Below are 24,476 nucleotides of genomic sequence, written 5' to 3' on the forward strand. Positions count from 1 at the left end.
ACAGGGGCACCGTGGAACTCGATCGAGTGACGACTGAGGAGGGGACACATGGCGAACGAGTGGACCAGGGCCGAGACCGAGGTGCTGGCGAGGACGTTGCTGCGGGCGCCCTCCGTGCACAACATCCAGCCGTGGCGACTGGACCTCGACGGAGACCGGCTTCTCCTGCGTGAGCGGCGCGACCTGGCGCTGCCCGAACACGACAGCCGAGGCCGTGACCGGCTCATCTCGTGCGGTGCCGCCCTCGCCAATGTGGAACTCGGGGTCCGCGTTCTCGGCTATGACCTGACCACCCGGATGTTCCCGGAGGACGGTGAGCCGGACATCGTCGCCGCGATCGAGACCACGGGGCGTTCGGCGCCGTCCGATGTCGACCTGCACCGGTACTCGGCGATAGCCCGGCGAGGAAGCTACCGCCACCCCTTCTCCGGCAGGCGAGTCTCACGGGAGAAGATCGGCGACCTGATCGCCGCCGCGACCGAGAGCGGGGTCGAAGCCAGGCCGATCCACGACGAGCTGGAACTCTCCCGGGTCGCGGATCTGCTCGAATTCGCCGCCGAGGCGTATCAGCACGATCTGGCGTACCAGCGCGAACTGGCCCTGTGGACGATCCACGACGAGCACTATCACCGCCATGGCGTCGGACTGGCCGCGAGCACGCTTCCCACCGGATCGCTTCCGTGGGCGGGACTGGTCCGGCCAGGGACGGCTCTCCCCGATCGCCGGGTCCTTCAGCGCCGCCTCGCCGGTGAGACCCTGCTCGTCTTCCTCACCGTCGACGATGGCCGGCATGACCACCTGCACGCGGGACACGCGCTCCAGGACACCTGGCTCGAAGCGGTCGACGACGGTCTGGCCGGTTCGGTCCTGACCCAGCCCTTGCACCTGCCCGAAGTCCGGTCCGCGCTGGCCGAGGATCTGGAGCTTCCCGGATTTCCGCAAGCCGTCATGCGCTTCGGCTATCCCGCCGGCCCGGTGCCGCCGAGCCCCCGCCGTGCCGTCGACGAAATCCTCGGAAACGGCTTCTGAGCTCCTCACGAGAAAGGTGTCATCGTGACCGTCGCGCTGACCTTCCATGGCGGGGCCGGAACCGTCACCGGCAGCAAGTACCTGCTGGAAACCCCCGAGTCCCGCGTTCTGGTCGACTGCGGGCTTTTCCAGGGGCTCGCCGATCTGCGCCGTCGGAACTGGGCGCCACTGCCGCGTGCCCTGACCGATATCGACGCCGTGGTGATCACCCACGCCCATCTGGACCACTGCGGGTACCTGCCCGTTCTGGTGCGGTCCGGCTGGCGCGGACCGGTGTACGCGACGCCGGGCACTGCGGCGCTCGTTCCGATCGTGCTTCAGGACAGCGCCCACCTCATGGCCGAGGAGGCCGCGCACGCCAACAAGTACGGCTGGTCGAAACACCGGCCCGCGTTGCCGCTCTATGACGCCGGTGACGCGCAGAAAGCGATCGGACTTCTCGAAGAACTCGAGTACGGCGCCGAGACGATGGTGGGCAAGGACATGGCGCTGCGTTTCGGGCAAGCCGGTCACATCCTCGGCTCGGCGTGGGCACAGCTGCGGTCCGAGGGGCGTGATGTCGTGTTCGGCGGCGATCTCGGCCGTCCGGCGCACAGTCTCCTGCGGCCGCCGTCGCCGCGACCCCCTTGCGACGCGCTGGTACTCGAATCGACCTACGGCTCCCGCGTCCACCACGACACCGGTGCCATGGACCAGCTCGGCGATGTCATCAGGCGGACGGCCAGGCGCGGCGGCAGTGTGCTCATCCCGGCGTTCGCCGTCGACCGGACCGAAGTGGTACTGGCCGCGCTCGCGAAACTGATGCGGTCACATTCCATCCCCGAGCTGCCGGTCTACGTCGACAGCCCGATGGCCTTGGCGGCGCTGCGGGTATACCGCGAGGCGTTCCGCGACCACTGGCCGGAGATCCGGCCCGAACCGGCCGGGCACGATCCGCTGACTCCGCCTTCGTTGACCGAACTGCGGACCGTGGAGGAATCCATGCGGGTCAACGCACCGAGGATGCCTTCGATCATCATCTCCGCGTCGGGGATGGCGAGCGGAGGCCGGGTACTGCATCACCTGGAACACATGCTGCCCGACCACCGGCACACCGTGCTCATAGTCGGCTACGCCGCCCCTGGCACCCGTGCTCGCAGCCTCGCGAACGGAGCCAGGCAGATCAAGATCCACGGCCGCTACACCACGGTCCGCGCCGATGTGGCCCAGCTCGACGCCTTCAGCGCCCATGCCGACGCGGACGAGCTGGTGCGGTGGGCCACCGCCGGGGCGCCGCCGAAGACCACCTATCTCGTGCACGGCGAGCCCGAGGCGTCGGAGGCGGTCGCCGAACGGCTTCGGGCCGAAAAGGACTGGCAGGCTGTCGTTCCGCGTGATCGGGAGCGGGTGCTGATCTGACGGCTATGCGTAGGCGACACGGCCGGGCCGTGAAGGACTCAGAGTCCCTCAAAGTTCCCCTCACCCAGCTCGGACCATCACCACCACGACCTACACCGTCACACCCGACGCACCAGTCGGCGAGTCGTATGACGTCTCATACAGCTAACGCACGTTCGCGCCAGCCTCTTCTGGCTCGACATTCCACCCTCACCAACGGCCTGCGCGTCAGCATCAACCCCCGAGTCCCGCCCGTAGCCCGGTTCAGTCGATCTGGTACTTCGACCGCAGCCGTCACCTGGCGATGATCAACCAGTCAATCACGACGATGAGCGAGAACACCGCCGCGCCCACCACGACGCCGAGCCACGGTGACCGGCGTCGCCGATCAAGACGCGTGACACACAACCCGCCGAGAACGATCGAGGCTATCCAACCAGCCAGCGGAAGCCAGAACGCGACGTTCTGGCCAGTGCCGGTGCACAAGAACGACCCGTCCCCCGGTCGACACGAATCACTGCTCATCGCCCCACCCACACCGAGCGTGAACGCGACCAGCCCGCCCGCAAGCACCAACAGCACGGCCACCGCCGCCAGCGGCCCGTGGCGCGCCGACGATTCCGAACTGTCCAGCACGTTCACCTCCGAGAGGTTTTCGAAGCAGGAGCACCGCCGGCGCGTTGCTTGGCCGCGGTCGTCAAGTGACAACCAGTCTCGATCGAGATCACCGTGGTCTTGTCCGTCGACAGCGTCAGGCTCGCCTGGTATTGGTCTTTCAGTTCGAATTCGAACGCGGGCGGCTTGTTCACTTGGAGTCCCGGCTTGGCGAACCCATGTTCCGCGCCGATCTCGGTCACGATCCGCGTCGCCGTCGGCCACTGCTCGCCCGTGACCGGCTTCGGCGCGATCAAGAAGCTCAAGAACATCCGGACCGCGTCCTGGCTGTCCACCCCGGGGAACTCGTTCGCGCACCCCGACTGGCGCCCGTCCTGCTTGTCCGCCCAACCCGTCACCCCAAGTTCCGTGGACAGTCTCGCCTGCAGGGCCTGGCGGAGCTTCTCGTAGTGCGCGACCGCCTCATCGATCGACGGCCTACGGGAGAGCTCGGCGTATTGATCCTGACTGGGCATCGACTTCTCCGAAGCTGGTGTTCCAAGGTACTGCCCGCTATCACTGCACGCGGCCACCGGCAGCAGCAGGCTCGCGGTCAGGATCACGGCATAAGAGGTTCGGCTCGGCATGAGAAACACGTCTTCCTAGCGTGCGGCGACAGCCAGCTGCGGCATACCCGCAACGACAGCGGCGATGTTGTGCTTGCTGGTCGAATCAGCTCCACCGGGCATCGTCTTGGTGTACTCGCTGTGCCCATGCGACGCGGCCAACGGGGCTCCGTCGGTGCCCACCGCGGCATCAGCCGACAGCTGATTCATCCCCTCCATCGCATACGGCGCCCGGCCATACCGCCACGTCTCCGGCACATACTGGGCGACCGCGTCGCCCTCGGCCTTGATGTTGTAGGCGTGTCCCTCAGGCACCTTCAGATCGTGGGCGGTGTTGTCGGTTCCGAAATTGTTCGCCACACCAGGGCTGCCGAACACCACCGCATCATCCACCCCAGTACCCGCGTGGGTGAGGCTGATCCCGGTCACGATCGACCCTTGCGAATGCCCCAACGCGGTCAGATGCGGATCTGTCGGGCGCGAGGCGTTGATGCCCTGATCGAACTTCGCGAGTTTGTCCCCGCCCACGTCCACGTTCTCTGCGGTCGCCAACCCCATCAACGACGCTGGATCATCGAAGGTGGACGGTTCGTAGCCGATCCAGGTGACCGTGGCCACCGACCCGCCGCCCTGGGTGGCGAGCATCCGCTCAGCACTGCGCGCGACACCATCCATGTCATCAACGTAGCCGCGCATGTTCCCGTCGACAGTGGAGTTCATGCCCGGGGTGAACACGGCGACATGCTCGGCGGTGTCGAGATTGCCGTTGGCGATCGCAGCCTTCGGATGGTCGCCGGTCAGATCCAGCGACATCAGCTGCCGGTTCGGGTTCAGGCTGCCGTCCGGGTTGTGCATCATCCCGGTGATGGAGTCGATCGCCTTCACCCGTTCCTCGAGGCGCGTAATCTCATCCGAATCGCCATCCTCCCGGCGCAGCCGCTCCAACTCCGCGGCGAAGCCGCGTTTCTGCTGCTCGAGCAGGTTCAGGTTCGCGCGGCTGCGGTCGGAGGCTTTCACCCCGTCCCGGTTACCGACCCAATCGGGGTGCTGCGCGATCAGCTGCTTGCGCTGCGATTCGGACAGCGCAGCCCACCACGCGGCGTTCGTCGACGGATCCGCGCTCACCGGCGGTGGAGCCAAAACCGACAAGGCGCCGTTGACTGCTCCCGAGTTGCCGGCCGCAGCCAGGCTGGTGTTCTGGTTGTCGTTCCCCGTGGCGTCGATGACGTTCCCGGCTTCGATTCGCCCCAACACCGCGCACAAGTCGTCGTCAATGTCGGTGGCTTGCCGCAAGACCTGCTCGACCCGGTCCTTCAACTCCTCGGCGAGCCGGGCGCGTTCCTCAGCGACCAGCTGCGCCTGCTCAGGCGGCACGTCCGGCGCGCCGTTGTCGACGACCGCGCCATCGGCCGTGATGGTGAAATGGTTGCCCAAGGCGATCGTCTCGGCTTCCCGCACCCCGTTCTGCACACCGGTGATCGCGTCCCCGGTATCCCCGGCCGCTCGGCGCAGCGCCGCGATGTCCGCGGCGTACTCCTCCAGGCCATCGATGATCTGATTCACCTCAGTCGCCGCCGCGCCGGCCGCGTCACCATGCCATCCCTCAGGCGTGTTGATGTCGCGCAGATCATCCGAACATGCCACCAGCTTGTTGTAGGCGGCGTTGATCGCCTCGACAGCCTCCTGCAACACGGCAGGATTCCAGCGCTTCGCCTCACCCCAAGTGACCATCAGCTGGCCTTCACCGGCCCAGGCGCGGGCACCGTGATGTCCGCCGCCGCGGCCGCTTCCTGGCCCGAATACAAGTCCGCGGCCTTCGCCATGTTCCCGGCGTGGGTACCGAGCCGGGATTCGAAGCTCGCCTGCCGAGACACCAACACGTGCTTGACCCGAGCCATCGCCAACGCCGCCCTCGACCCCGGCATACCGAGATCACCCGCCGGTACCGCGGCCGGACAGCCAGCACTGCGTAACCCGTCGACGACCCGCCCGGCAGCCTGACTCGTGCCGCGAATCCTGTCGACCACCACCTGAAAACCCGTCACAAACGCCTCCCCGGTCGTCGGTAACCAGTTGTCACCCTACGACAGCGACGCGTACCCACTCAACCCGTCAGAACACCAGTGAACAGCGAAAACAATGTTTCGAGTCGATCTACCCACGCCCAGGTAGGTAGGACTACTCAATCCTGAGCGCCAGCTGCTCGATCGCCGGAATCCGAAGGTTGCTCGCCCACGGAAGTGCGCGCGGTGGTCTGAGCGAGCCGGTCGACCAACTCCCGGACATTCGCCGGGGCACTCCCGTCCGCAATCGCCTTCCCCAAGATCGCGGCCGCCTCCCGGGGGCCCGTGCCGCGGAGTCACGAGCTTCGGCCGCTCTGGCCGACTGCTGGTCGCGAGAATCCTCCTCGGTCGTTCGACCCGCCACACCCAAGCTCCTTTGTCGTCAGACCCGACCCTGAAACACTAGATCGAATCCAATGAAAAGGAAGATCGCTACCTCGCATACCAGGCAACCTATCGACCGCCGAAATTATCCGACCACTGTCTCGCGGCCATCTCCGCTGACATAGGCCCTGTTCAACGCCCGCGTCACAGCTATCTGCGGTTCGCGCTATGACCCAGTGCCTCAGGGGCCTGGATGTCAACCTCGCGAATAGCCGCACTCTGCTTCGGTGTAACAATTTTTCTGCGTTCCGCCTCGTCAAGCACAAGGTCAAGAAATACTTCGTTCATGTCTCGCGCCGCTTCCAGGAAGAAGCCGCGATAGCGCTCACCTGGATCGACGCCGAAGGCGACACCGCGACTACTGGCGTATCTGACCGGGCTCGATTTCGATCGACGTTACGGCTGATCACGGACGGTCTCACGTACCCCATGATGCGCCCGCCGTCCCACCCTCCACAGTGGACTGGTAGGTCGAAGGTCCCGTCTCCTGATTACGAACGCCGCTGCCTTCCTCGCGGTTCAGTTCCTAATGTCCAAGGCAGTTGCCGAAATCAGGATGGGGTGAACCGTTATGCCGGAGAATTCGGGCCACAGGGTCGTCGTCGGTGTGGACGGCTCGGAGTCCGCGAGCAGGGCCGTCCGCTGGGCGGCGGATCAGGCGCGACGCCGCCACGCCGAGCTCACGCTGGTGCACGCGATCGACGACGAGTCACTGAGTCATCCGAGGCCGATGCCGACCCGGGAAGATCTCGCGGGCATGATCAGGATGCGCGGACATCGGCTCCTGCGGGAAGCCCGTGATGTCGTCAGGGAGGTCGCTCCGGATGTCCACGTCTCGCTCGATCTGCGGCACGAGCGCCCGGTGCAGGCGCTGAAAGACGCGGCCGAGAACGCGGACCTGCTCGTGCTGGGGACCGAAGGGCTGCGTCCCTTGGGCCGGGTGCTGGTCGGATCGGTGTCCATCGCGCTGGCGGCGCGCGCGGCGTGCCCTGTCGCGTTGATCCGCCCGCACGTCGCGGAAGCCGAAGCACCGCACGACGGACCGGTCGTCGTGGGCGTCGACGGGACAAGGACCAGCGAAGCGGCCCTCGGGCTCGCTTTCGAAGAAGCGTCCTGGCGGCGGACCGGACTGGTCGCCCTGCATTGCTGGGACGACGTGTTCCTTTCGGCGGTGTTCGAGGAGACGCACTGGAGCCTGGAGCGGTCCGAGATCGAGGAAGGCGCGAACGAGGTTCTCGCCGAACGCCTCGCGGGCTGGCAGGAGAAGTATCCCGACGTGCGTGTTCACCGTGAGGTCGTGCGGGGCCGCCCGGCGGACGAACTGCTCAAGCGCGCGGACCGGGCGCAGTTGCTGGTCGTGGGCAGCCGCGGACGCGGCGGGATCGCCGGAATGCTGCTCGGTTCGACCAGTCAAGCGGTGATGTCCTACGCGCTGTGCCCGGTGATCGTGGCCCGCGAGGCAGGGGACCGGTGACCGGTCCGGGCGTGGTCCGGGAACGGGCGGGTCTCACGGCGGCCGAAGCGGCGGCCGCGCTTCGCCGGGACGGGCCGAATATCCTGCCCGCGACGAAACAGCGGAATCCGTTGCTGACGCTGGCCGGGCAGATGGTCCACTTCTTCGCGCTGATGCTGTGGGCGGCGGCGGGCCTGGCCTTGCTCGCGGGTATGCCGGCGCTGTCGATCGCGATCGCCGTGGTCGTGGTGCTCAACGGTGTCTTCTCGTTCGCTCAGGAGTACCGCGCGGACCGGGCCGCGGAACGGCTGCGGGATCTGCTGCCGGTGCGCGCGACGGTACGCCGGGACGGGCGTGCGATCGTCGTGGACGCGGCGGACCTGGTCGTGGGCGACGTGGTCCTGCTCGAAGCGGGGGACCGGGTGTGCGCCGACGGGGAACTCGCCGAATCCGGGTCGCTGTCGGTGGACGAGTCGATGCTGACCGGTGAGAGCCGACCCGTGCGGCCGGAGGTGGGCGGATCCGTCTTCGCCGGTACCTATGTCACCGAAGGACACGGCGTCGCGATCGTGACCGCCACGGGAGCCGGTTCCCGCCTGGCCGGGATCTCCGCGGTGACCGCGAGCGCGGTGCGGCCGAGGAGTCCGCTGGCCACGCAGTTGCACCGCGTGGTCCGGCTGGTGGCGCTGATCGCGGTCGCGGTCGGCTGCGTGTTCTTCGCCGCCGCCCTCGGCCTCGGACGGGCGGGAACGGAAAGCTTCTTGCTCGCGATCGGCGTGACGGTCGCACTTGTCCCGGAAGGGCTGCTGCCGACCGTGACGCTGTCGCTGGCGCGGGCGGCGCAGAAGATGGCGGGCCGCCACGCCCTAGTGCGCAGGCTCGAATCCGTGGAGACGCTGGGCGCGACCACCTTTATCTGCACCGACAAGACCGGCACGCTGACCCGTAACGAGATGTCCGTCGTCCGGGTGTGGACGCCCGCCGGAACGGTCGAGGTCACCGGCGAGGGCTACCGTCCCACCGGCGAGCTGACCGGCACTGCGGCGGCGGTGCGGGCGGCGGCGACCCTCGCGGACTCCGCGGCGCGATGCTCTCCGGACGCGCACGCCGTCGAAGAGGCGAACGGGTGGCGGCCGGTGGGCGATCCGATGGAGGTGGCGCTGCACGTCCTCGCCGCACGAGCCGGAGTCACCGCCGCCGCGCCGCCTGCCGGGCGGCGGCCGTTCGATCCGCGTCGGCGCCGTTCGTCCGTCACGGACGACGACGGCCTCCACGTCTCAGGCGCGCCGGACACCGTTCTGCCGCTGTGCGGAGAGGTTTCCGGTGCGGACGAAGCCATCGCCGCGTTCAGCCGGGCGGGTCTGCGGGTGCTCGCGGTGGCGCATCACGCCGAATCGTCCACACAGGAGGAGCAGGGCGGGCTGACGCTGCTCGGCCTCGTCGGGCTGGAGGACCCGCCCCGGGCCGACGTCGGCGCCGCGATCGCGTCCTGCCGTCGCGCCGGGATCCGGCTGGCGATGGTGACCGGCGACCATCCGGGAACGGCCGCGGCCATCGCCGCTGAAGTCGGGCTGCTCGGGCCGGACCGCCTTGTGCTGGAAGGCAAGGATTTGCCCGCCGCCGACGATGAACTCGGCAAGCTGCTCGACGTCGACGGCGTGGTGATCGCCAGGGTCGCCCCGGAGGAGAAACTCCGGATCGCGAAGGTCCTCCAGGCACGAGGACACGTCGTGGCGATGACCGGCGACGGCGTCAACGACGGCCCGGCCCTGCGCACGGCCGACATCGGTGTCGCCATGGGCGCTTCGGGCAGCGACGTCGCCAGGGAGGCGGCCGACCTCGTTCTCCTCGACGATCATTTCGGCACCATCGTGGCCGCCGTGGAACTCGGGCGCGCGACGTTCGTGAACATCCGGCGCTTCCTCACCTATCACCTGACCGACAACGTCGCCGAACTCACGCCGTTCGTCGTATGGGCGCTCGCGGGCGGGCAGATCCCGTTGGCCATCACGGTTCTGCAGGTGCTGGCGCTCGACATCGGCACCGATCTCCTCCCGGCGGTCGCGCTCGGCGCGGAACCGCCCAACCGGCGCACGATGGAGGGACCCGCCAAGGGCGGTTCCTTGATCGACGGCAGGCTGGTGCGCCGCGCCTTCGGAGTGCTCGGCCCCGCCGAGGCACTCGCGTCCATGGCGGCGTTCCTGGTCGTGCTGCTCGGCGGTGGCTGGTGGTTCGGCGAGACTCCGGACGCCGCGCTACTCGCGACGGCGTCCGGAACGGCCTTCGCCGCGATCGTCTTCGGCCAGCTCGCGAACGCCTTCGCCTGCCGGAGCGAGTCACGCTGGATCGGCAGGATCGGCTTGCGGGGAAATCCGCTGCTGTGGTTCGCGATCGTCTTCGAACTCGCGATGCTGGCCGCGTTCGTCTTGATGCCGCCGTTGCCCGGCCTTCTCGGCGGTACCGTGCCGAGCCCGCTCGGCTGGGTGCTGGTCTTCGCCACCGTTCCGGTCGTCCTGCTCGCCGACACCGTCCACAAGGCCGTCCGTGCCCGGACGTGACCGACGTGCGATCCTCGCCAAGGCCGAGAGCTCGTTCTCGATGGCCTTGGCAAGGAAACCGGCATCCGGCGCACTCGCGAAGTCCAGGGTGATTCCGAAATTGAGCTTGTCGCGATAGGAGAAAACGGCCACGCCGATCCGTAGCCGCAAGGCGACCGGGGCGAACGGCGCGGAGGCCGCGACGCCGGCCAAACCGGCGCCGGCTTCCGCTTCCTTGCTCGCCTTCAACGCGGCCGAACGCCGATGAACGGCGAGCAGCCGTCCGGCGGGATCGGGGACGTCGACGGGGAGCAAGGGCAGCATCAGCGAGACTTCGTTGTCGACGGTGTCGTGGTTCCCGCGGACGGAGACCGACACGAGAGCACGTATCGCGTCCGTGACGGCCGCGAGTGCCACGTCGTTGATCGTGACTTCGAAGGCACGGCAGACAGCGTGGACGTCGTCGAGGGAGGTGTGCGCGACCTCGTAGCGCCGGTCCGGGCCGATGGGGCCGGAGAGCGACGACCTCACCGCGGGGACGAGCGCGGAGGCGAACGCCGTCAGGCCCGTGACGGCGTCCGCGATGCCGCGCACCGCCCGTGAAGGTGAGAGAACCAGTCCTGCCATGGAGCGAAGCAGTTCGGCGGGAGTCAGCAGAAGTCTGCGTGCGGCGTCCTTGAGCAGGTCCGCGGTGCCGAGGTCGGGGACTGGTTCGGCGGCCGCGGCGACCGCCGGAAAGTCCCTCCATGACCCAGAATTCCCACAGCGGATGATCCCGGTCGAGGCGTTCCCCCATCAGCAGGGCGACCAGTTCGCACAGCTCCTTCTCCCCGCCAGGGGAGGGAACGGCGATCCGGTGGAAGTGCCGGGCCGCGTCGAACCGGTCGTCGTCGACCCAGACCGGCGAACCCAGATCGAGCGGCACCCGATGGATCTTCTGCCGGTATCGGGGAATCAGCGGCAGCCGGGCGGTGATCGATCCGACGAAGTCCGCGTGCGATGGCGGCGGGCCCTCGATCACCGCCACCGACGCGATGGACAGCGAGGCTTTGGGATCCCCGTCTTCCAGCTCCAGGAACGCCGCGTCGAGCGGGCTGAGATGGTCCATCAGTGCCTCCCGGTGCTCGCGCAGGACACCGACGGCCCGGTCTTCGGCCGCACGGAGCAGCAGGGCGACCTCTCGGCCCATCACAAGAGCAGCGTCACCGGCAAGCGCCGGGGTGAGGGTTCAGGCGGGCCCGCGGGCAGAATCGGACCGGAGGGCGGCACGCCGTGCTTCGAATTCGTCCTTGTCGATCTCACCGCGGGCGAAGCGTTCGTTCAGGATCTTGATCGCGTCGTCGTGTCCGGACGAGGTCTTGGTGGTGTGGCGCACCAGGATCACCGCGACGGTGATGAGCCCGCCGATCAGGATGACCACGGTGATCAGCATGAGCAGCATGCCGATCCAGCCACCTTCGGAGTGGTGCCAGTAAGGCATGGTCTTCTCCGTTCGATTCAGTGGCTCTGGTAGTGCACTTCGCGGGTCACCGGTGTCCCGAGCGGTGCGAGCACCTCGTCGAGGTTCCGGCGCGGGGGCGCGGGAAGCGGGTCGGCGTTGACGGGCGCCCAGCCGGTCCGCAGCACCATCTGCGGGAAGGTTCCGCCGGTGACCAGTTCACGCACTTTCGTCCGGGTGTCCGCGATTTCCAGCGGTTCGGTGAGTGGCGAGGTGGCCAGGCCGAGGCTGGTCGCGGCGAGCAGGACCGCGCTGGTGGCCTCGCCGGCGCGGAGTCGTGACATGGCGTCGTCCGAAGCCGTGCTCAACACGAGGAGCACAGTCTCGTCCGCTTCGCCGGTCGAGCCTTCGGGCTGGTCGAGCCGGGGATCGGCGAACGCACGCGCGGGCAGGGCGCCGGGGGTGTCGTCCTGTGCGGGTACGTTCGCCGACGGGACGCCGTCGGGAGCGGTGTTCCTACCGCTCCAGGCGGCGAGTTCGGTGCGGTACGCCGGGTCCGCCGCGTGGATCCCGGCGGCTTCGGAGACGGCGCGGGCGAGGTGGTAGCGGGCGGCGTCGAGGGCCGGACGCAGAATGGCTCCTTCGTCGGCCGCGCGCCGGGCCAGGGTCTCGAGGTGCCCGGCTGGCACGGTCCAGGAGCTGTGCCTGCGCCGGTCGGTCCGGCGCCGGGGGATGGCGGCGGCGAGCGTGATGTCCTCTTGGGTGGGCTCGTGCCGGTGCAGTTCGATGGAAGCCAGGTGGTCCGGCTCCGCCGGGTTGGGCAACCGGTGCACCTCGGCCCGCCAGCCCAAGGCCGCGAAGCCGACCCGGAGGTGGTGCAACGCCGCGCCACAGCTGAGCATCAGGTCACGGCCGTCGGGATCGGTCCCGGTCAGCTGCCGGGCCCGGTCCGCGTACAAGTGGACGGTGCGATCTCCGACGCGCCATTGCCAGGGCTGGGAGTTGTGCACCGAAGGGGCGCGGTCGGCCAGGGCCACCGCGGTTTCGACCGTGTAGTCGTCGGGAAGGCCGTGGTCCATCGGAAACCTGCCTCTGCTCAAGGGTGAAGGGGCCGCGTTTCATGGTTCTCCGGACGCTCCGGGTCGTGGAGGGCCAGAGGGCCCGGTTCGCCGGGCCGTTCGTTTCTGTTCTCCCGTGCGGGCGCGCGGGATCGTCGAAAGGGTCCGCTTCCCGCAAGGAGGCGTCCCATGAGCTCCGCTGTCCGCGTCGAGGCGCCGTACCGGATCGAGCCTGAGTCCCGCAAGCGACCTCGCACGAGGCGCCGGTTCGAGTACGCCACCCCTTGCTGTTCCTCGGTTCCGGCTCCAGTGCCATCAGCCGAGTTCCGCCGGGACCAAGGTCCCCAGCCGAGTACGCCGAAGATCCCTTGGTAGCGCATCCCGTTCCCGGCAGGATCGGGGAAAGAGACCGCACCGGCGACTTTGCGAGGCCGTGGTCCTGCTCCCCGAAGAAGGAGAATTCCTTGCTGTCCCCAGCATCCGCCGCGGTGGTTCGCGCCACCTTGCCCGTCGTGCGCGCGCACGCCGTGGAAATCACCGGTGAGTTCTACTCGTCGATGTTCGCCGCGCATCCGGACCTGCTCGACCTGTTCAACCAGGGCAACCAGGCCGACGGCCGTCAGAAGCTCGCGCTGGCCTCAGCCGTCGCGGGCTTCGCCGAACATCTGCTGGCCGAGCCCGGTCGCGATGCCGCGCCATTCGACCGTGTCGCCGAGCGAATCGCGCACAAGCACGTGTCGCTGGGCATCCGGGCCGAGCAGTACCCGGTCGTCGGTCACTATTTGCTCACCGCCGTCGGCACGGTCCTCGGCGCCGCGGTCACCCCTGAAGTCTTCGCGGCGTGGCACGAGGTCTACTGGTTGCTCGCCTGCCGGCTGATCGCGGCCGAAGCCCGCCTCTACGAACGTGGCGACCTCGATCCCGCAGACCTCTGGCGACGCTGGCGGGTGGCCAAACGTCTCGATGAGGCCGTCGACGTGGTGTCGTTCACCCTGGTGCCCGATGACGGCGCGGCCGTCCCGGACTTCCTGCCGGGCCAGTACGTTTCGGTCGCTGTCGACCTGCCCGGCGGCCGTCGCCAGCCTCGCCAGTACTCCCTGTCGCAGGGCCCCGGGCGGGGCTCGCTGCGGATCACCGTCCGCCGGGTTCGCGGCCGCGACGGCGCCCCGGACGGCGCGGTGTCCAATCACCTGCACGATCACGTGACCGAAGACGACATCTTGCTGCTCGGGCCGCCCGCGGGCGAGACGACCCTCGACACCGGTGACGGCCCGGTGCTCCTGGTCAGCGCCGGTATCGGGATCACCCCGATGGCCGCCATGCTGGATCACCTCGCCCGTACCCAGCCGACCCGGCGGATCATCCTCGCCCACGCCGATCGTTCACCCGCCCACCACGCGCTCCGCCGCGAATGTGCCCAGACCGCAACGGGTTTGGGAGAGGTCGAAGAGTTGTACTGGTACGAGAACGACCACGACGACAGCTCGAGGCCCGGTCTCATGGACGTCGACGCGCTACCGCTGCCTCCGGGCACCACCGCGTATCTCTGCGGCCCCTTGCCGTTCATGCACGGGATCCGTGCCGGGCTGGTCCGTCGCGGCCTGGCCACCGAGCGGATCCGTTACGAGGTCTTCGGCCCTGGAATGCTTGACCGAGACTGACCCGTCGTACATGAAGGCCCCCTTGCTTGCGCCTAGCGCAAGCAAGGGGGGCCTTCATGTACCTAGTAGTTCTTTGTCAGGTGCGGCGGAGCTGGGTGCAGATGGCTTGGGCGACGGTGGCGAGGGTGTGACGTGTCCTGAAGGTCCCCTTGGAGAACTCGTATTTGTCTACCTACTGGTGTGGAGCTTGTGCGGGTTGCCGGGGTGGTCCGGGTGGGGAAGATTCCGGACGTTGAGCGTCCGGAATCTTCCCCGCTCGGTCGCCGGTCCACCGGTCGTGCTCGACCACGAGCTTGATCAACGGAAGATCAGGGACGTTGAGTGTCCCGAATCTTCCGTTGATCAAGAGGTGAGGCCGGGCGACGATGCGCGCGGAACCACCCTCGTCCAGGTCAGGCGTAGGTACACAAATGCGGGTTCCCCTTTGAGACGTTGAAGGTCTCAAAGGGGACCTTCAGGACATCACGCTTCGACGCTGGGGCTGCGGTGTTCGCGCCTGTCGCGAAAGCCCCTTTCGCGACACGGGCAGCGGGCGCTGACCGCGCCATATTTGCCTTACCCATCAAATAAGAGGGTAAGGCGGAGCGTGCGGAGACGTCGGCGTCGCTGCAGAACCCCGGTCAGACGGCGTTTGAGGCAGAGCAGGCCCACGATGGACCCGTCGTGGCCGACCACGGCGAGACGCCGCTGTCCGCGCGTGAGGAGGAGTCGGCGTGGGCAGCGCGAGGTCGGCGCCGTCCAGGTCCGCGGGCAGGTCGGTTCGGATGAGGGTACCGATGAGGCGTCCGGCCTCGGTGAGCAGGAGCATGTGGACGTGGTCGTCGGCGAAGCAGACCCGGGCCTGATCGACAGAGATGTCCACGGGTGACGTTTTGGGCTGTCGCACCAGTATGTCGCCGACGGTCTTGCCGATGAGGTCGGGCGGAGCGGAGACAGGCACGGTCCGTCCTTCTCAGTGCCGGGTGTCGTGCAGGGTCCGGTTCCGCACGGTGGCCGGTGCCGGGGCAGGAGTGGCGGGCTTTCCCCGGCGGGCGCGGTAGACGACATAGGGGCGCCACAGATAGGCCAGCGGTGCCGACCAGACGTGGACCAGCCGCGTGAAAGGCCACAGCGCGAGGAACAGGAACCCGCCGACCGCGTGCAGCTGGTACACCAGCGGCGCCCCGCTCATCAGCTGAGGCTCTGGAGAGAACCAGAAGACGCCGCGGAACCAGATGGCGATCGTCTCGCGGTAGTCGTAGCCCTCGCCGAGGAGGTTGGTCCCGATCGTGGCGGTCATCCCGAGTACCACCATCGCGGCCAGCGCGGCGTAGAGCACCTTGTCCATCGTGGTGGTGACCCGGCGGACGCGGCGGTTGACGAAGCGGCGGGCGATCAGCAAGGCGAGGCCCGCCACGAGCATGACGCCGGTGACGGTGCCGCCCCAGACGGCGGTGGCGTGGTAGACGTGCTCGGAGATCCCGATCGTCGCCGTCACCGAAGCGGGCATCAGGAGGCCCATGGCGTGACCGGCGATGACGCCGAACGCTCCGAGGTGGAACAGCGGCGAACCCCAGCGCAGGATGCGGCTCTCGAGCAGTTGGCTGGTGTGGGTGGTCCAGCCGAACTGGTCATGCCGCCACCGCCACACGTGGCCGAGCACGAACACCGCCAGACAGGCGTAGGGGATGACGATCCAGACGAACGTGCTCACGGGACACTCTCCATCGAACGACTGGTGAAGGGGTGTGCGTGGGCACACGCCTCGGTGCTGAGATCGGGACCGAAGCCGACGGCGTCGACATCGGTTCCGTAGGGCGCCAGCCCGACCGATTCCACGGGCGGGCCGTCTCCGGCGAGCGCCCGGATCGTGTCGCGGTCGGCCTCGGTCAGGGGCGGCAACGCGGTGACGACCGCTTCGAGCAGGTGCCGGTAGCGCGATCCGCTTTCGTCCAAAGTGGAGCGCAGGAGCTCCAGGCCCCGGCGGTGCTGGCGCAGCGGCGCCTCGCCGTCGCCCCGGCCGGCGATCGCGGCGAACTCGAGGACCACTGGAAGCAGATCGGGCAGCTCGCCGGGGGTCAGGCGCAGGCCGTGGGCGCGGTAGCGCTGTTTGAGGGTGAGCAGGGCGATGCCGCGTTTGCGGGTGTCGCCGTGCAGGTAGTAGGTCAGGTACAGCCCCGAGCGGCGGCGCAGGTCGAACGTGCGCACGTAGTGGGTCTCGACCTCCAGCACGTCGGCGGCAAGGAACCAGTCGAGGAACGCGGTGAGCTGTTCCCGTACCTCGTCGTGGGTGATCTCGCTGACGGCGGCGGACAGTTCCTTTCCCGCCCCGATCAGTGCGGTGTCGGGGTAGGTGAGCAGCACCGAGGCGAGTTCGAACAGCCGGGTTCGGTCGGAACCCTCCACAAAGGACCGTCCGGGCGCGGTCATGAGCGGCCTCCGGCGGGATCGATGGTCAGGCCGAGCCTGCCGTCGCCGCGGCGGGCGAACAGGCTCCGGCGGCCCGGACGGACTTGCCGGTCTTCGGTCACGAGATGGAACCGCTCCGCGGTCGCGGCCGGTTCGGTCATCCCGGGACCGCCGTCGCAGTCCAGCGAACAGTCCGAAGTGGACACCGCCTGTGCTTCGAGCGCGGCGGCGTCCTTGGCGTAGGCGGCGGGGATGACGTAGCGCTCGTCGTATTTGGCGATCGCGAGCAGCCGGTACATCGCCTCCATCTCCTCGCCGGACATGCCGACGGCCTCGCAGAGTTCCTCGGCGACGGTGCCGTCGAGGGTGCGGGCGCGCATGTAGGACCGCATCGCGGCGAGCTTCATCAGCACCCCGGCCACCGCGTCGGCGTCACCCGCGGTGAACAGTTCGGCGAGGTATTCCACGGGGATCCGCAGCTCACGGATGGTGTGGAAGACGTCGTCGGCGTCGGTGTCGTCACGCCCCGCGGCGTTGACGGCGTCCAGCACGGGGGAGAGCGGCGGGACGTACCAGACCATCGGCAGGGTGCGGTATTCCGGGTGCAGTGGCAGCGCGATCCGGTACTCGCTGATCAGCTTCCACACCGGCGAGGCCTGCGCGGCGAGCACCCACTCCTCGGGCAGGCCCGCCTCGGTCGCCAGACGCACCGTCTCGGGATCGCGCGGGTCCAGGAACACCGCTCGTTGCGCGGCCAGCAGTTCCTGCTCGTCTTCGACCGAAGCGGCGGCGAGCACCGCGTCCTCGTCGTAGAAGACCAGGCCCAGATAGCGGAGCCTGCCGACACAGGTCTCCGAACAAATGGTGGGCTGACCGGCTTCGATGCGCGGGAAACAGAAGGTGCACTTCTCGGCCTTGCCGGTGGCGTGGTTGACGTAGACCTTCTTGTAGGGACAGGCGCTCACGCACATCCGCCAGCCGCGGCAGCGGTCCTGGTCGACCAGGACGATGCCGTCCTCCTCGCGTTTGTACATCGCGCCCGACGGGCAGGCCGAGACGCAGGCGGGGTTGAGACAGTGCTCGCAGATCCGCGGCAGGTGGAACATGAAGGTCTTCTCGAATTCGAACTTCACCCGTGCCGCCGCGTCCGGGGCCATCGCGGTGATGTTGGGGTCGGTACCGGCGCGCTCGTGCGCGCCACCGAGGCTGTCCTCCCAGTTCGCGCCCCATTCGAGGCTCATCGGTTCCCCGGTGAGGGCTGAGCGCGGCTGCTTGACCGGGGTGTCGGTGAGTCCGGCGGGAGCGTTGACGAGGACGTCCTTGTCGAAGGTCGCGGGCTCGTAGTAGTCGTCGAGTGCCGGAAGGTCGGGGTTGGCGAAGATGCGCGAAAGCCGCTTCGCGCGGCCGCCGGAGCGCAGGACCAGCCGCCCCTTCTTGTCGAGCTTCCAGCCGCCGTTCCAGCGGTCCTGGTCTTCGTAGTGCTTGGGGTAGCCGATACCGGGTTTCGTCTCGACGTTGTTGAACCAGACGTATTCGGTGCCTTCGCGGTTGGTCCAGGTCTGTTTGCAGGTCACGGAACAGGTGTGACAGCCGATGCATTTGTCGAGGTTCATCACCATCGCGACCTGGGCGCGGATGCGCATGTCAGTACTCCACTTCCTGGCCGCGGCGGCGGATCACGGTGATCTCGTCGCGCTGGCTGCCGATGGGGCCGTAGTAGTTGAAGGCGTAGGTCAGCTGGGCGTGGCCGCCCGCGAGATGGGTCGGCTTGATGAGCAGCCGGGTCATCGAGTTGTGGTAGCCGCCGCGTTTTCCCTTGCCTTTGCCGGCTTTCTCGGTCTTCGGGACGTTCACGGTGCGTTCGGGCGAGTGGTACTGGAACACCGTGCCCTCGGGCATCCGGTGGCTGACGACCGCGCGGGCCACGATCACGCCGTTGCGGTTGACGGCCTCGACCCAGTCGTTGTCGGCGACGCCGATCTTGGCGGCGTCCTCGACACTCATCCAGATCACCGGTCCACCGCGAGAGAGCGCGAGCATGAGTTCGTTGTCGTGGTACATCGAGTGGATCGACCATTTCGCGTGCGGGGTGAGGAACCGGACGGTGACCCCGCCGTCGGCGAGTTCGCCGGGCTTGCCGAAGTGCCGGGCCATGTTCAACGGCGGCCGGTAGCCGGGCAGATGCTCGCCCAGTTCGGCGACCCAGTCGTGCTCGACGAAGAAATGCTGCCTGCCGGTGAGGGTGTGCCACGGCTTGCGCCGCTCGACATTGATGGTGAACGGCGAGTACCGGCGCCCGCCCTTCTCCGAACCGGACCACTCCGGACTGGTGAACACCGGCTGCGGCGCCTCCTGAGTGGAGGCGTAGGTGACGTGATCGGTTTCGTGGCCCTCGATCAGGTCGGTGAACTGATGCCCGGTCCGCTTTTCCAGTTGCTGGAAGCCTTCATGCGCCACCCGGCCGTTGGTCGTGCCGGACAGCGCGAGGATCGCCTCGCACATCCGGTCCGCTGTGGACAGTGACGGGCGACCGGCGAACGGGCCGTCGGGTACGACACCGTTCTGGCGGCGCAGGTACTCCAGCTCGGTGGTGACGTCGACGGTGATGCCCTTGGTCGTGGTGCCGAGCTTGTCCAGCAACGGGCCGACGGCCCGCATCTTCGCGCCGATGAGGGTGTAGTCGCGCTCGATCTCGACCAGCTTCGGCATCGTCACACCCGGCACCGGCTCGCATTCGCCGCGTTTCCAGTCCCGGACCCGGCCGGACGGCGTGGCGAGCTCGTCCGGGGTGTCGTGCTGCAGCGGCGCGGCGAGCACGTCGCGGCGGGTACCGAGGTGGGTGACCGCCAGCTCACTGACCTTGTCGGCGATGGAGAGGAAGGCGTCGTAGTCGGTGTGCACCTCACCCGGCGGGGCGACGGCGGGGGAGAACGCGTGCACGAACGGGTGCATGTCGGTGGTCGAGATGTCGTGCTTCTCGTACCAGGTGGCGGCGGGCAGGACGACGTCGGAGTGCAGGCCGGTGTTGGTCATCCGGAAGTCGATCGCGGTGAGCAGGTCGAGCTTGCCGGTGGGCGCTTCGTCCCGCCACGCCACGTCGCGGGGCCGTTCACCGGAACCGCACTCGTCGGCAGATGCCAAGGAATCCGCGCCGAGCAGGTGCTTCATGAAGAACTCGTTGCCCTTGCCGGAGGAGCCGAGCAGGTTCGCCCGCCACAAGGTCAGGCAGCGGGGGAAGTTCGCGGGGTCGTCGGGGTCGTCGGCGACGGCCTTGAGCCGTCCGGCGCGGAGTTCGGCGACGATGTGCTCGCTCGTGCTCACGCCCGCGGCCGCGGCCTCGTCGGTGAGGTCGAGCGGGTTGCGGTCGAACGCCGGGTGGCCGGGCGACCAGCCCATGCGCTGGGCGGCCGCGACGGTGTCGGCGAAGGCCATGCCCGCGAACCGTCCCTGTCCCAGCGGGGAAGCCAACTCATCGGCGGGCACCTTCTCGTAGCGCCACTGGTCGGTGTGCAGGTACCAGAACGGGGTGCTCGCCTGATGCCGCGTCGGGCGCTGCCAGTCGAAAGCGAAGCTCAGGTGCTGCTGCCCGGTGATCGGCCGCGCCTTCTCCTGGCCGACGTAGTGCGCCCAGCCGCCGCCGTTGACGCCCTGGCAACCGGTGAGGGTGACCAGCGCGATGAACGCGCGATAGGTCATGTCCGAGTGGAACCACTGGTTCGTGCCCGCGCCCAGCGCGATCAGGGACCGGCCACGGCTGCGCTCGGCGTTGCGGGCGAATTCGCGCCCGATCTTGGTCGCCATCGCGGCGGGAACGCCGGTGATCCGCTCCTGCCAGGCGGGCGTGTGCGGGGCGCCGGCGTCGTCGTACCCGGTGGGCCAGTCGCCGGGCAGGTCGCCGCGACGGACGCCGTACTGGGCCATGACGAGGTCGAAGACGCCGGTGACGAGGTGGTCGCCCACGCGCGTGACCGGGACACCGCGGCGCATGGTGGTACCGCCCTCGGTCTCGCCGACGTCGAACCGGGCGAGGTCCACGGGGACCTGTCCGGTCGCGTGATCGAGCACGCCGAGCGCGGGCACGACGTCGCCGAGGTCGAGGTTCCACCGGCCTTCGCCCTCGGGGCCGTAGCGGAATCCCAGCGATCCGCCCGGCACCACCGGGGCGCCGGACGCGTCGTCGAGCAGAACGGTCTTGTGCTGTGCGCCCGGGTCTTCGTCGCCGAGGTCGGCGGCGGTGAGGAAGCGGTCGGCGACATAGACGCCCGGTTCCCGTTCGCGAAGCGTCACCAGGAAGGGCAGGTCGGTGTAGGACCGTACGTAGTCGGCGAAGTAGGGGACCTGGCGGTCGCGGAAGAACTCGGTGAGCATCACGTGGCCCATGGCCATCGCCAGGGCCCCGTCGGTACCCGGCCGCGGGGCGAGCCAGTCGTCGGCGAACTTCACGTTGTCGGCGTAGTCGGGGCTGACCGCGACGACCTTGGTGCCGCGGTAGCGGGCCTCGGCGAGGAAGTGGGCGTCCGGGGTGCGGGTGACCGGGATGTTGGAGCCCCACATGACCAGGTAGGTGGAATTCCACCAGTCGGCGGCCTCGGGGACGTCGGTCTGGTCGCCCCACACCTGGGGCGAGGCGATCGGCAGGTCGGCGTACCAGTCGTAGAACGACAGCAGCGTGCCGCCCAGCAACGCGTGGTAACGGGTGCCCGCCGCGAAGGAGGCCATGGACATCGCCGGGATCGGCGAGAATCCGACCACGCGGTCGGGTCCGTAGGTCTTGGTGGTGTACACGTGTGCGGCGGCGACCATGGTGGTCACCTCGTCCCACGAAGCGCGCACGAAACCACCGCGACCGCGCTGTCCTTTGTAGACGGACGCCTTGCGCGGGTCCTCGACGATGTCGGCCCAAGCATCGACCGGATCGCCGAATCGCCGCAGTCCGGCCCGGAACATCGTGATCAGCGACCCTCGCACGTAGGGATGCCGGACACGGGAAGGCGAATACTCGTACCAGGAAAACGACGCGCCGCGCGGACAACCCCGGGGTTCGTAGTCGGGGCTGTCCGGGCCCGTGGTCGGGTAGTCGGTCGCCTGATGCTCCCAGGTGATCAGATCGTCCTTGACGAACACGTTCCACGAGCACGAACCGGTGCAGTTGACGCCGTGGGTCGAACGCACGACCCGGTCGTAACTCCAGCGGTCGCGGTAGATCGATTCCCAGGCGCCGGAATCGATCTGGTGCAGAGTCCGTCCGTGGTCACCGACCGTCTCCTTGGTCAGGAAACGACGGGCACCGAGGAGCGCCCCGTGGCCGGGAATTCGGTCGTTCGCAGGGGCAGGATGGGAAGACACGGGAACGCGGCTCCTTCGGGTGATCCGGACACCGGGAGAGATGGCGGGTGGCCGGTAAGGCATGACCTATGTTCGGCGAAAGCCGCCCGCCGATCACCAGGCGAACGTCCCGCACCGAGGGACCTTCGGTCCCGTCCTCCCGGGCCGTCCGGCGGCGGGCAGGCCGGGCGGATCAAGGAAAGCCGGACGGCGATTCCGCCGGAAGGGACGTTCGGCCCGCGAGGACGGGACCGTCGATCTCTGTCGATCCGCCGGTCCGGTTCGCATCCTTGAGCTGTCCACTACTTACGACGAGAACGTCCGAGGCGACATGACGACGCACGTGACAACGCCGGGACCGCATCCGGCCATGGGCAACAAGGACGAGAAAGACGGCGGACCGCCGTCGCCCGGACGGCGGACGCTCATGCTGGCGATCGCGACCGTGGGCTTCGCGGTGAACTTCTGGGCGTGGGCCTTGCTGAGCCCACTCGGCCCACTGTTCAAAGAGGACCTCGGGCTGAGCGCGTTCCAGCTGGCGCTGCTGGTCGCCGTACCGGTCGTGGTCGGCTCGGTCGGGCGCGTTCCCGTGGGTGCGTTGACCGATCGGTACGGCGGGCGCGTGATGTTCCCGCTGATCTCCGCCGCGACGATCGTGCCGGTGCTTTTCCTTGGCCTGGCTGGGAATTCCTCGCTGGCGGCCCTGCTGATCGGTGGCTTCTTCCTCGGCATCGGCGGCACCGCGTTCGCCGTGGGGGTGCCGTTCGTCAACGCCTGGTTCCCGCCACAGCGGCGCGGCCTGGCGATCGGCGTGTTCGGGGCGGGCATGGGTGGCACGGCGATCAGCGCCTTGACCACCGTGCAGCTCGTGGACGCGGGCGGAGCGGCGACGCCGTTCGTGCTCACCGCTGTGGTACTGGCTCTCTACGCCGTCATCGCGTTCCTCTTGCTGCGGGACGCGCCGGGCCGGACGGTGCCGACCGAACCCGCCATCCGCCGCTTGGCCGACACGGCTCGTCTGCCCATCACGTGGCAGGCTTCGGCCTTGTACGCGGTCGCCTTCGGCGGTTACGTCGCGTTTTCCGTCTACCTTCCCGCCTACTTGAAGGCGGCCTACGGGCTGACTCAGGCCGACGCGGCGAACCGGATGGCGGGCTTCGTGCTCCTGGCCGTGCTGATGCGCCCCGCGGGCGGGTGGCTGTCCGACCGTTTCGGTCCGGTGCGGGTGCTGGCCGGAGTCTTCGCAGTGGTCACCGCCGCGGCCGCGGTCACGGCGTTCACCCCGCCCTTGATGCCGGTCGGCACGGTCACCTTCCTGTCCATGGCCGCCGCACTCGGCGCCGGCAGCGGCGCGGTGTTCGCACTCGTCGCGCTTCTGGCACCGGGGAACAAAGTCGGCTCGGTCACCGGGATCGTCGGCGCCGCGGGCGGTCTGGGCGGATTCGTGCCGCCGCTGGTGATGGGCGCCCTGTATGGCGCATTGGGCTCCTACGCGTTGGGCCTGGCCGCACTGGCCGCCGTCGCCGCCGCCGCGTTGGCCTTCACCACGACCGTTGTCCGTCGTGCGATCACCGGCCCGTAGTCCCACTCCGGTCACGGTGGCGACCAGCAGAGTCGTAGAGGCCATTGTGGACGGTTGATGGCCACCCCTCGAGTCCGGTCGTCGGCACTGGACAGCGCATGGGGCTAGGCTCCCTGGAGCACGTCGTACCTGTGAGAATGAGCTTGGTGACCACCATGAGCGACCACGAGTTGACGCGCCGCGGCGTGGAGCTGCGGCACGAAGACCGGCACGACGAGGCTGTGCGGACACTTCGCGAAGCGGTTGCCGCGGGAGAACCCGACGCTCCCAGGGAGCTTGCCTACGCCCTGCTGGGTACCGGCCGGTCGCGGGAATCCATCAAGGTGCTCAAGCGTGCCATCAAATCCGGACGGCTATCGCGAAAGGCGATGTCGAAGCGCTCAACGACTACGCTGTTTTTCTTCAAGACGAGGAACGATTCGGCGAGGCCCGGGAAGTCTTGGAGCGGTCCGCCGAGCTCGGTGACGCACTCGCTCCCGGAAATCTCGTCGTCCTGTATTCGGAAGATCTCGATGATCTCGCGGCCGCGGTCGAAGTCGGGGAAAAGTACCTGGGTCCACGAGCTCCGGGCGTCTATGCGGCTCTTGCCGCTGTCTATGCCCGTCTCGGGCGCATGGGTGAGGCCGAAAGCCTGTTCCAGCAGTCAATCGACCTGGAATCGCCGCGGATTCATCAGCGGTACGCACGATTCCTCTGGCACCACCGCGCGGATCTCAAAGCCGCCGAAGAAGAATTTTGGGAAGCGTTCAATCACGATGAAGAGGGTTGGAGCTCCGCCTTGGGCGAATTCCTTCTCAGCCAAGGACGTGTCGACGAGGCTCGTGCCGTTCTCGAACGCGGGCTGGTCTGGGGCGACCTTGCTGCTGGGGAACTCTTGGACGATCTGAACCGTCGCTGAGCCGCCGAACCGGACACGGACGAACCCTTCATTAGCGGGCTCGGCGGTTCCCCTTCCGCGGCC

The 24,476-nt window shown here is 68.3% G+C and carries 18 protein-coding genes and 2 pseudogenes; 8 read left to right on the forward strand and 12 right to left on the reverse strand.

Features of this window, described 5'->3' with window-relative positions:
- The first annotated feature begins 48 nt into the window (after positions 1 to 48).
- A complete protein-coding gene (locus ACZ5ZX_RS23135) occupies positions 49 to 1,029 on the forward strand; it encodes an Acg family FMN-binding oxidoreductase (RefSeq protein ID WP_465504071.1) in 981 nt (326 codons plus the stop codon).
- A gap of 24 nt (positions 1,030 to 1,053) precedes the next feature.
- On the forward strand, positions 1,054 to 2,427 hold the full coding sequence (locus ACZ5ZX_RS23140) for an MBL fold metallo-hydrolase RNA specificity domain-containing protein (RefSeq protein ID WP_465504072.1): 1,374 nt from the start codon (positions 1,054 to 1,056) through the stop codon (positions 2,425 to 2,427).
- A 273-nt stretch (positions 2,428 to 2,700) separates the two neighbouring features.
- On the opposite strand, the gene ACZ5ZX_RS23145 is transcribed toward ACZ5ZX_RS23140, so the two are convergent.
- The 4 genes from ACZ5ZX_RS23145 to ACZ5ZX_RS23160 are packed head-to-tail and all read right to left on the reverse strand — an operon-like array spanning position 2,701 to position 5,671.
- Complete coding sequence (locus ACZ5ZX_RS23145) at positions 2,701 to 3,048, reverse strand: hypothetical protein (RefSeq protein ID WP_465504073.1); 348 nt, start codon at positions 3,046 to 3,048, stop codon at positions 2,701 to 2,703.
- Positions 3,045 to 3,623: an LppA family lipoprotein gene (locus tag ACZ5ZX_RS23150; RefSeq protein ID WP_465504074.1), complete on the reverse strand. Its 579-nt coding sequence runs from the start codon at positions 3,621 to 3,623 to the stop codon at positions 3,045 to 3,047. Before ACZ5ZX_RS23150 ends, ACZ5ZX_RS23145 begins: the two co-directional genes overlap by 4 nt.
- 39 nt (positions 3,624 to 3,662) lie before the next feature.
- Positions 3,663 to 5,357: an alpha/beta hydrolase gene (locus ACZ5ZX_RS23155; protein ID WP_465504075.1), complete on the reverse strand. Its 1,695-nt coding sequence runs from the start codon at positions 5,355 to 5,357 to the stop codon at positions 3,663 to 3,665.
- Positions 5,357 to 5,671 (reverse strand): hypothetical protein, encoded by a 315-nt coding sequence (locus tag ACZ5ZX_RS23160; protein ID WP_465504076.1) that lies wholly within the window; start codon positions 5,669 to 5,671, stop codon positions 5,357 to 5,359. The genes ACZ5ZX_RS23155 and ACZ5ZX_RS23160 overlap by 1 nt, the downstream gene beginning before the upstream one ends.
- Before the next feature lie 973 nt (positions 5,672 to 6,644).
- Here ACZ5ZX_RS23160 and ACZ5ZX_RS23165 point away from each other — a divergent pair.
- Together ACZ5ZX_RS23165 and ACZ5ZX_RS23170 are read left to right on the forward strand one after the other, a co-directional pair.
- Positions 6,645 to 7,547, forward strand: coding sequence for a universal stress protein (locus ACZ5ZX_RS23165; RefSeq protein WP_465504077.1), 903 nt, complete (start codon positions 6,645 to 6,647; stop codon positions 7,545 to 7,547).
- Positions 7,544 to 10,084: a cation-translocating P-type ATPase gene (locus ACZ5ZX_RS23170; RefSeq protein WP_465504078.1), complete on the forward strand. Its 2,541-nt coding sequence runs from the start codon at positions 7,544 to 7,546 to the stop codon at positions 10,082 to 10,084. Before ACZ5ZX_RS23165 ends, ACZ5ZX_RS23170 begins: the two co-directional genes overlap by 4 nt.
- A gap of 78 nt (positions 10,085 to 10,162) precedes the next feature.
- Here ACZ5ZX_RS23170 and ACZ5ZX_RS23175 read toward each other — a convergent pair.
- The 4 genes and pseudogenes from ACZ5ZX_RS23175 to ACZ5ZX_RS23190 form a co-directional block, all read right to left on the reverse strand.
- A pseudogene (locus ACZ5ZX_RS23175) lies at positions 10,163 to 10,837 on the reverse strand (wax ester/triacylglycerol synthase domain-containing protein); the annotation flags it as partial.
- 10 nt (positions 10,838 to 10,847) lie between these two features.
- Positions 10,848 to 11,252 (reverse strand): annotated as a pseudogene (locus ACZ5ZX_RS23180) (wax ester/triacylglycerol synthase domain-containing protein); the annotation flags it as partial.
- A 39-nt stretch (positions 11,253 to 11,291) separates the two neighbouring features.
- The gene (locus tag ACZ5ZX_RS23185; RefSeq protein WP_465504079.1) at positions 11,292 to 11,543 is read right to left on the reverse strand and encodes an SHOCT domain-containing protein; all 252 of its coding nucleotides are present in this window, start codon (positions 11,541 to 11,543) and stop codon (positions 11,292 to 11,294) included.
- A gap of 17 nt (positions 11,544 to 11,560) precedes the next feature.
- A complete protein-coding gene (locus tag ACZ5ZX_RS23190) occupies positions 11,561 to 12,580 on the reverse strand; it encodes an Acg family FMN-binding oxidoreductase (RefSeq protein WP_465504080.1) in 1,020 nt (339 codons plus the stop codon).
- 443 nt (positions 12,581 to 13,023) lie between these two features.
- On the opposite strand from ACZ5ZX_RS23190, the gene ACZ5ZX_RS23195 reads away from it, so the two are divergent.
- Together ACZ5ZX_RS23195 and ACZ5ZX_RS23200 are read left to right on the forward strand one after the other, a co-directional pair.
- Positions 13,024 to 14,220 (forward strand): globin domain-containing protein, encoded by a 1,197-nt coding sequence (locus ACZ5ZX_RS23195; RefSeq protein WP_465504081.1) that lies wholly within the window; start codon positions 13,024 to 13,026, stop codon positions 14,218 to 14,220.
- A gap of 697 nt (positions 14,221 to 14,917) precedes the next feature.
- Positions 14,918 to 15,088 (forward strand): hypothetical protein, encoded by a 171-nt coding sequence (locus ACZ5ZX_RS23200; protein WP_465504082.1) that lies wholly within the window; start codon positions 14,918 to 14,920, stop codon positions 15,086 to 15,088.
- Between the two features lie 84 nt (positions 15,089 to 15,172).
- On the opposite strand, the gene narI is transcribed toward ACZ5ZX_RS23200, so the two are convergent.
- The 4 genes from narI to ACZ5ZX_RS23220 are packed head-to-tail and all read right to left on the reverse strand — an operon-like array spanning position 15,173 to position 21,954.
- Positions 15,173 to 15,913 carry a respiratory nitrate reductase subunit gamma gene (narI, locus tag ACZ5ZX_RS23205; protein ID WP_465504083.1) on the reverse strand — a complete coding sequence of 247 codons (741 nt, stop codon included), beginning with the start codon at positions 15,911 to 15,913 and terminating at the stop codon, positions 15,173 to 15,175.
- Positions 15,910 to 16,629: a nitrate reductase molybdenum cofactor assembly chaperone gene (narJ, locus tag ACZ5ZX_RS23210; RefSeq protein WP_465504084.1), complete on the reverse strand. Its 720-nt coding sequence runs from the start codon at positions 16,627 to 16,629 to the stop codon at positions 15,910 to 15,912. The genes narI and narJ overlap by 4 nt, the downstream gene beginning before the upstream one ends.
- Positions 16,626 to 18,251, reverse strand: coding sequence for a nitrate reductase subunit beta (gene narH, locus ACZ5ZX_RS23215; RefSeq protein WP_465504085.1), 1,626 nt, complete (start codon positions 18,249 to 18,251; stop codon positions 16,626 to 16,628). The genes narJ and narH overlap by 4 nt, the downstream gene beginning before the upstream one ends.
- Before the next feature lies 1 nt (position 18,252).
- Entirely contained in the window at positions 18,253 to 21,954 is a 3,702-nt protein-coding gene (locus ACZ5ZX_RS23220) for a nitrate reductase subunit alpha (RefSeq protein WP_465504086.1), read from the reverse strand.
- 349 nt (positions 21,955 to 22,303) lie between these two features.
- Between ACZ5ZX_RS23220 and ACZ5ZX_RS23225 the strand changes: the two genes are divergently transcribed.
- Both ACZ5ZX_RS23225 and ACZ5ZX_RS23230 read left to right on the forward strand, forming a co-directional pair.
- Positions 22,304 to 23,515 (forward strand): MFS transporter, encoded by a 1,212-nt coding sequence (locus tag ACZ5ZX_RS23225; protein WP_465504192.1) that lies wholly within the window; start codon positions 22,304 to 22,306, stop codon positions 23,513 to 23,515.
- 439 nt (positions 23,516 to 23,954) lie between these two features.
- On the forward strand, positions 23,955 to 24,413 hold the full coding sequence (locus tag ACZ5ZX_RS23230; RefSeq protein ID WP_465504087.1) for a tetratricopeptide repeat protein: 459 nt from the start codon (positions 23,955 to 23,957) through the stop codon (positions 24,411 to 24,413).
- Positions 24,414 to 24,476 lie beyond the last annotated feature (63 nt).

The sequence above is a fragment of the Amycolatopsis sp. NPDC033938 genome (genome assembly GCF_055575975.1).

Bases quoted from the DNA above. Each gene is read 5' to 3' on its own strand.
- ACZ5ZX_RS23135 (WP_465504071.1), top strand. From the start codon at position 49: ATGGCGAACGAGTGGACCAGGGCCGAGACCGAGGTGCTGGCGAGGACG.
- ACZ5ZX_RS23155 (WP_465504075.1), bottom strand. From the start codon at position 5,357: ATGGTCACTTGGGGTGAGGCGAAGCGCTGGAATCCTGCCGTGTTGCAG.
- ACZ5ZX_RS23165 (WP_465504077.1), top strand. From the start codon at position 6,645: ATGCCGGAGAATTCGGGCCACAGGGTCGTCGTCGGTGTGGACGGCTCG.
- ACZ5ZX_RS23185 (WP_465504079.1), bottom strand. From the start codon at position 11,543: ATGCCTTACTGGCACCACTCCGAAGGTGGCTGGATCGGCATGCTGCTC.
- ACZ5ZX_RS23190 (WP_465504080.1), bottom strand. From the start codon at position 12,580: ATGGACCACGGCCTTCCCGACGACTACACGGTCGAAACCGCGGTGGCC.
- narJ (WP_465504084.1), bottom strand. From the start codon at position 16,629: ATGACCGCGCCCGGACGGTCCTTTGTGGAGGGTTCCGACCGAACCCGG.
- narH (WP_465504085.1), bottom strand. From the start codon at position 18,251: ATGCGCATCCGCGCCCAGGTCGCGATGGTGATGAACCTCGACAAATGC.
- ACZ5ZX_RS23225 (WP_465504192.1), top strand. From the start codon at position 22,304: ATGGGCAACAAGGACGAGAAAGACGGCGGACCGCCGTCGCCCGGACGG.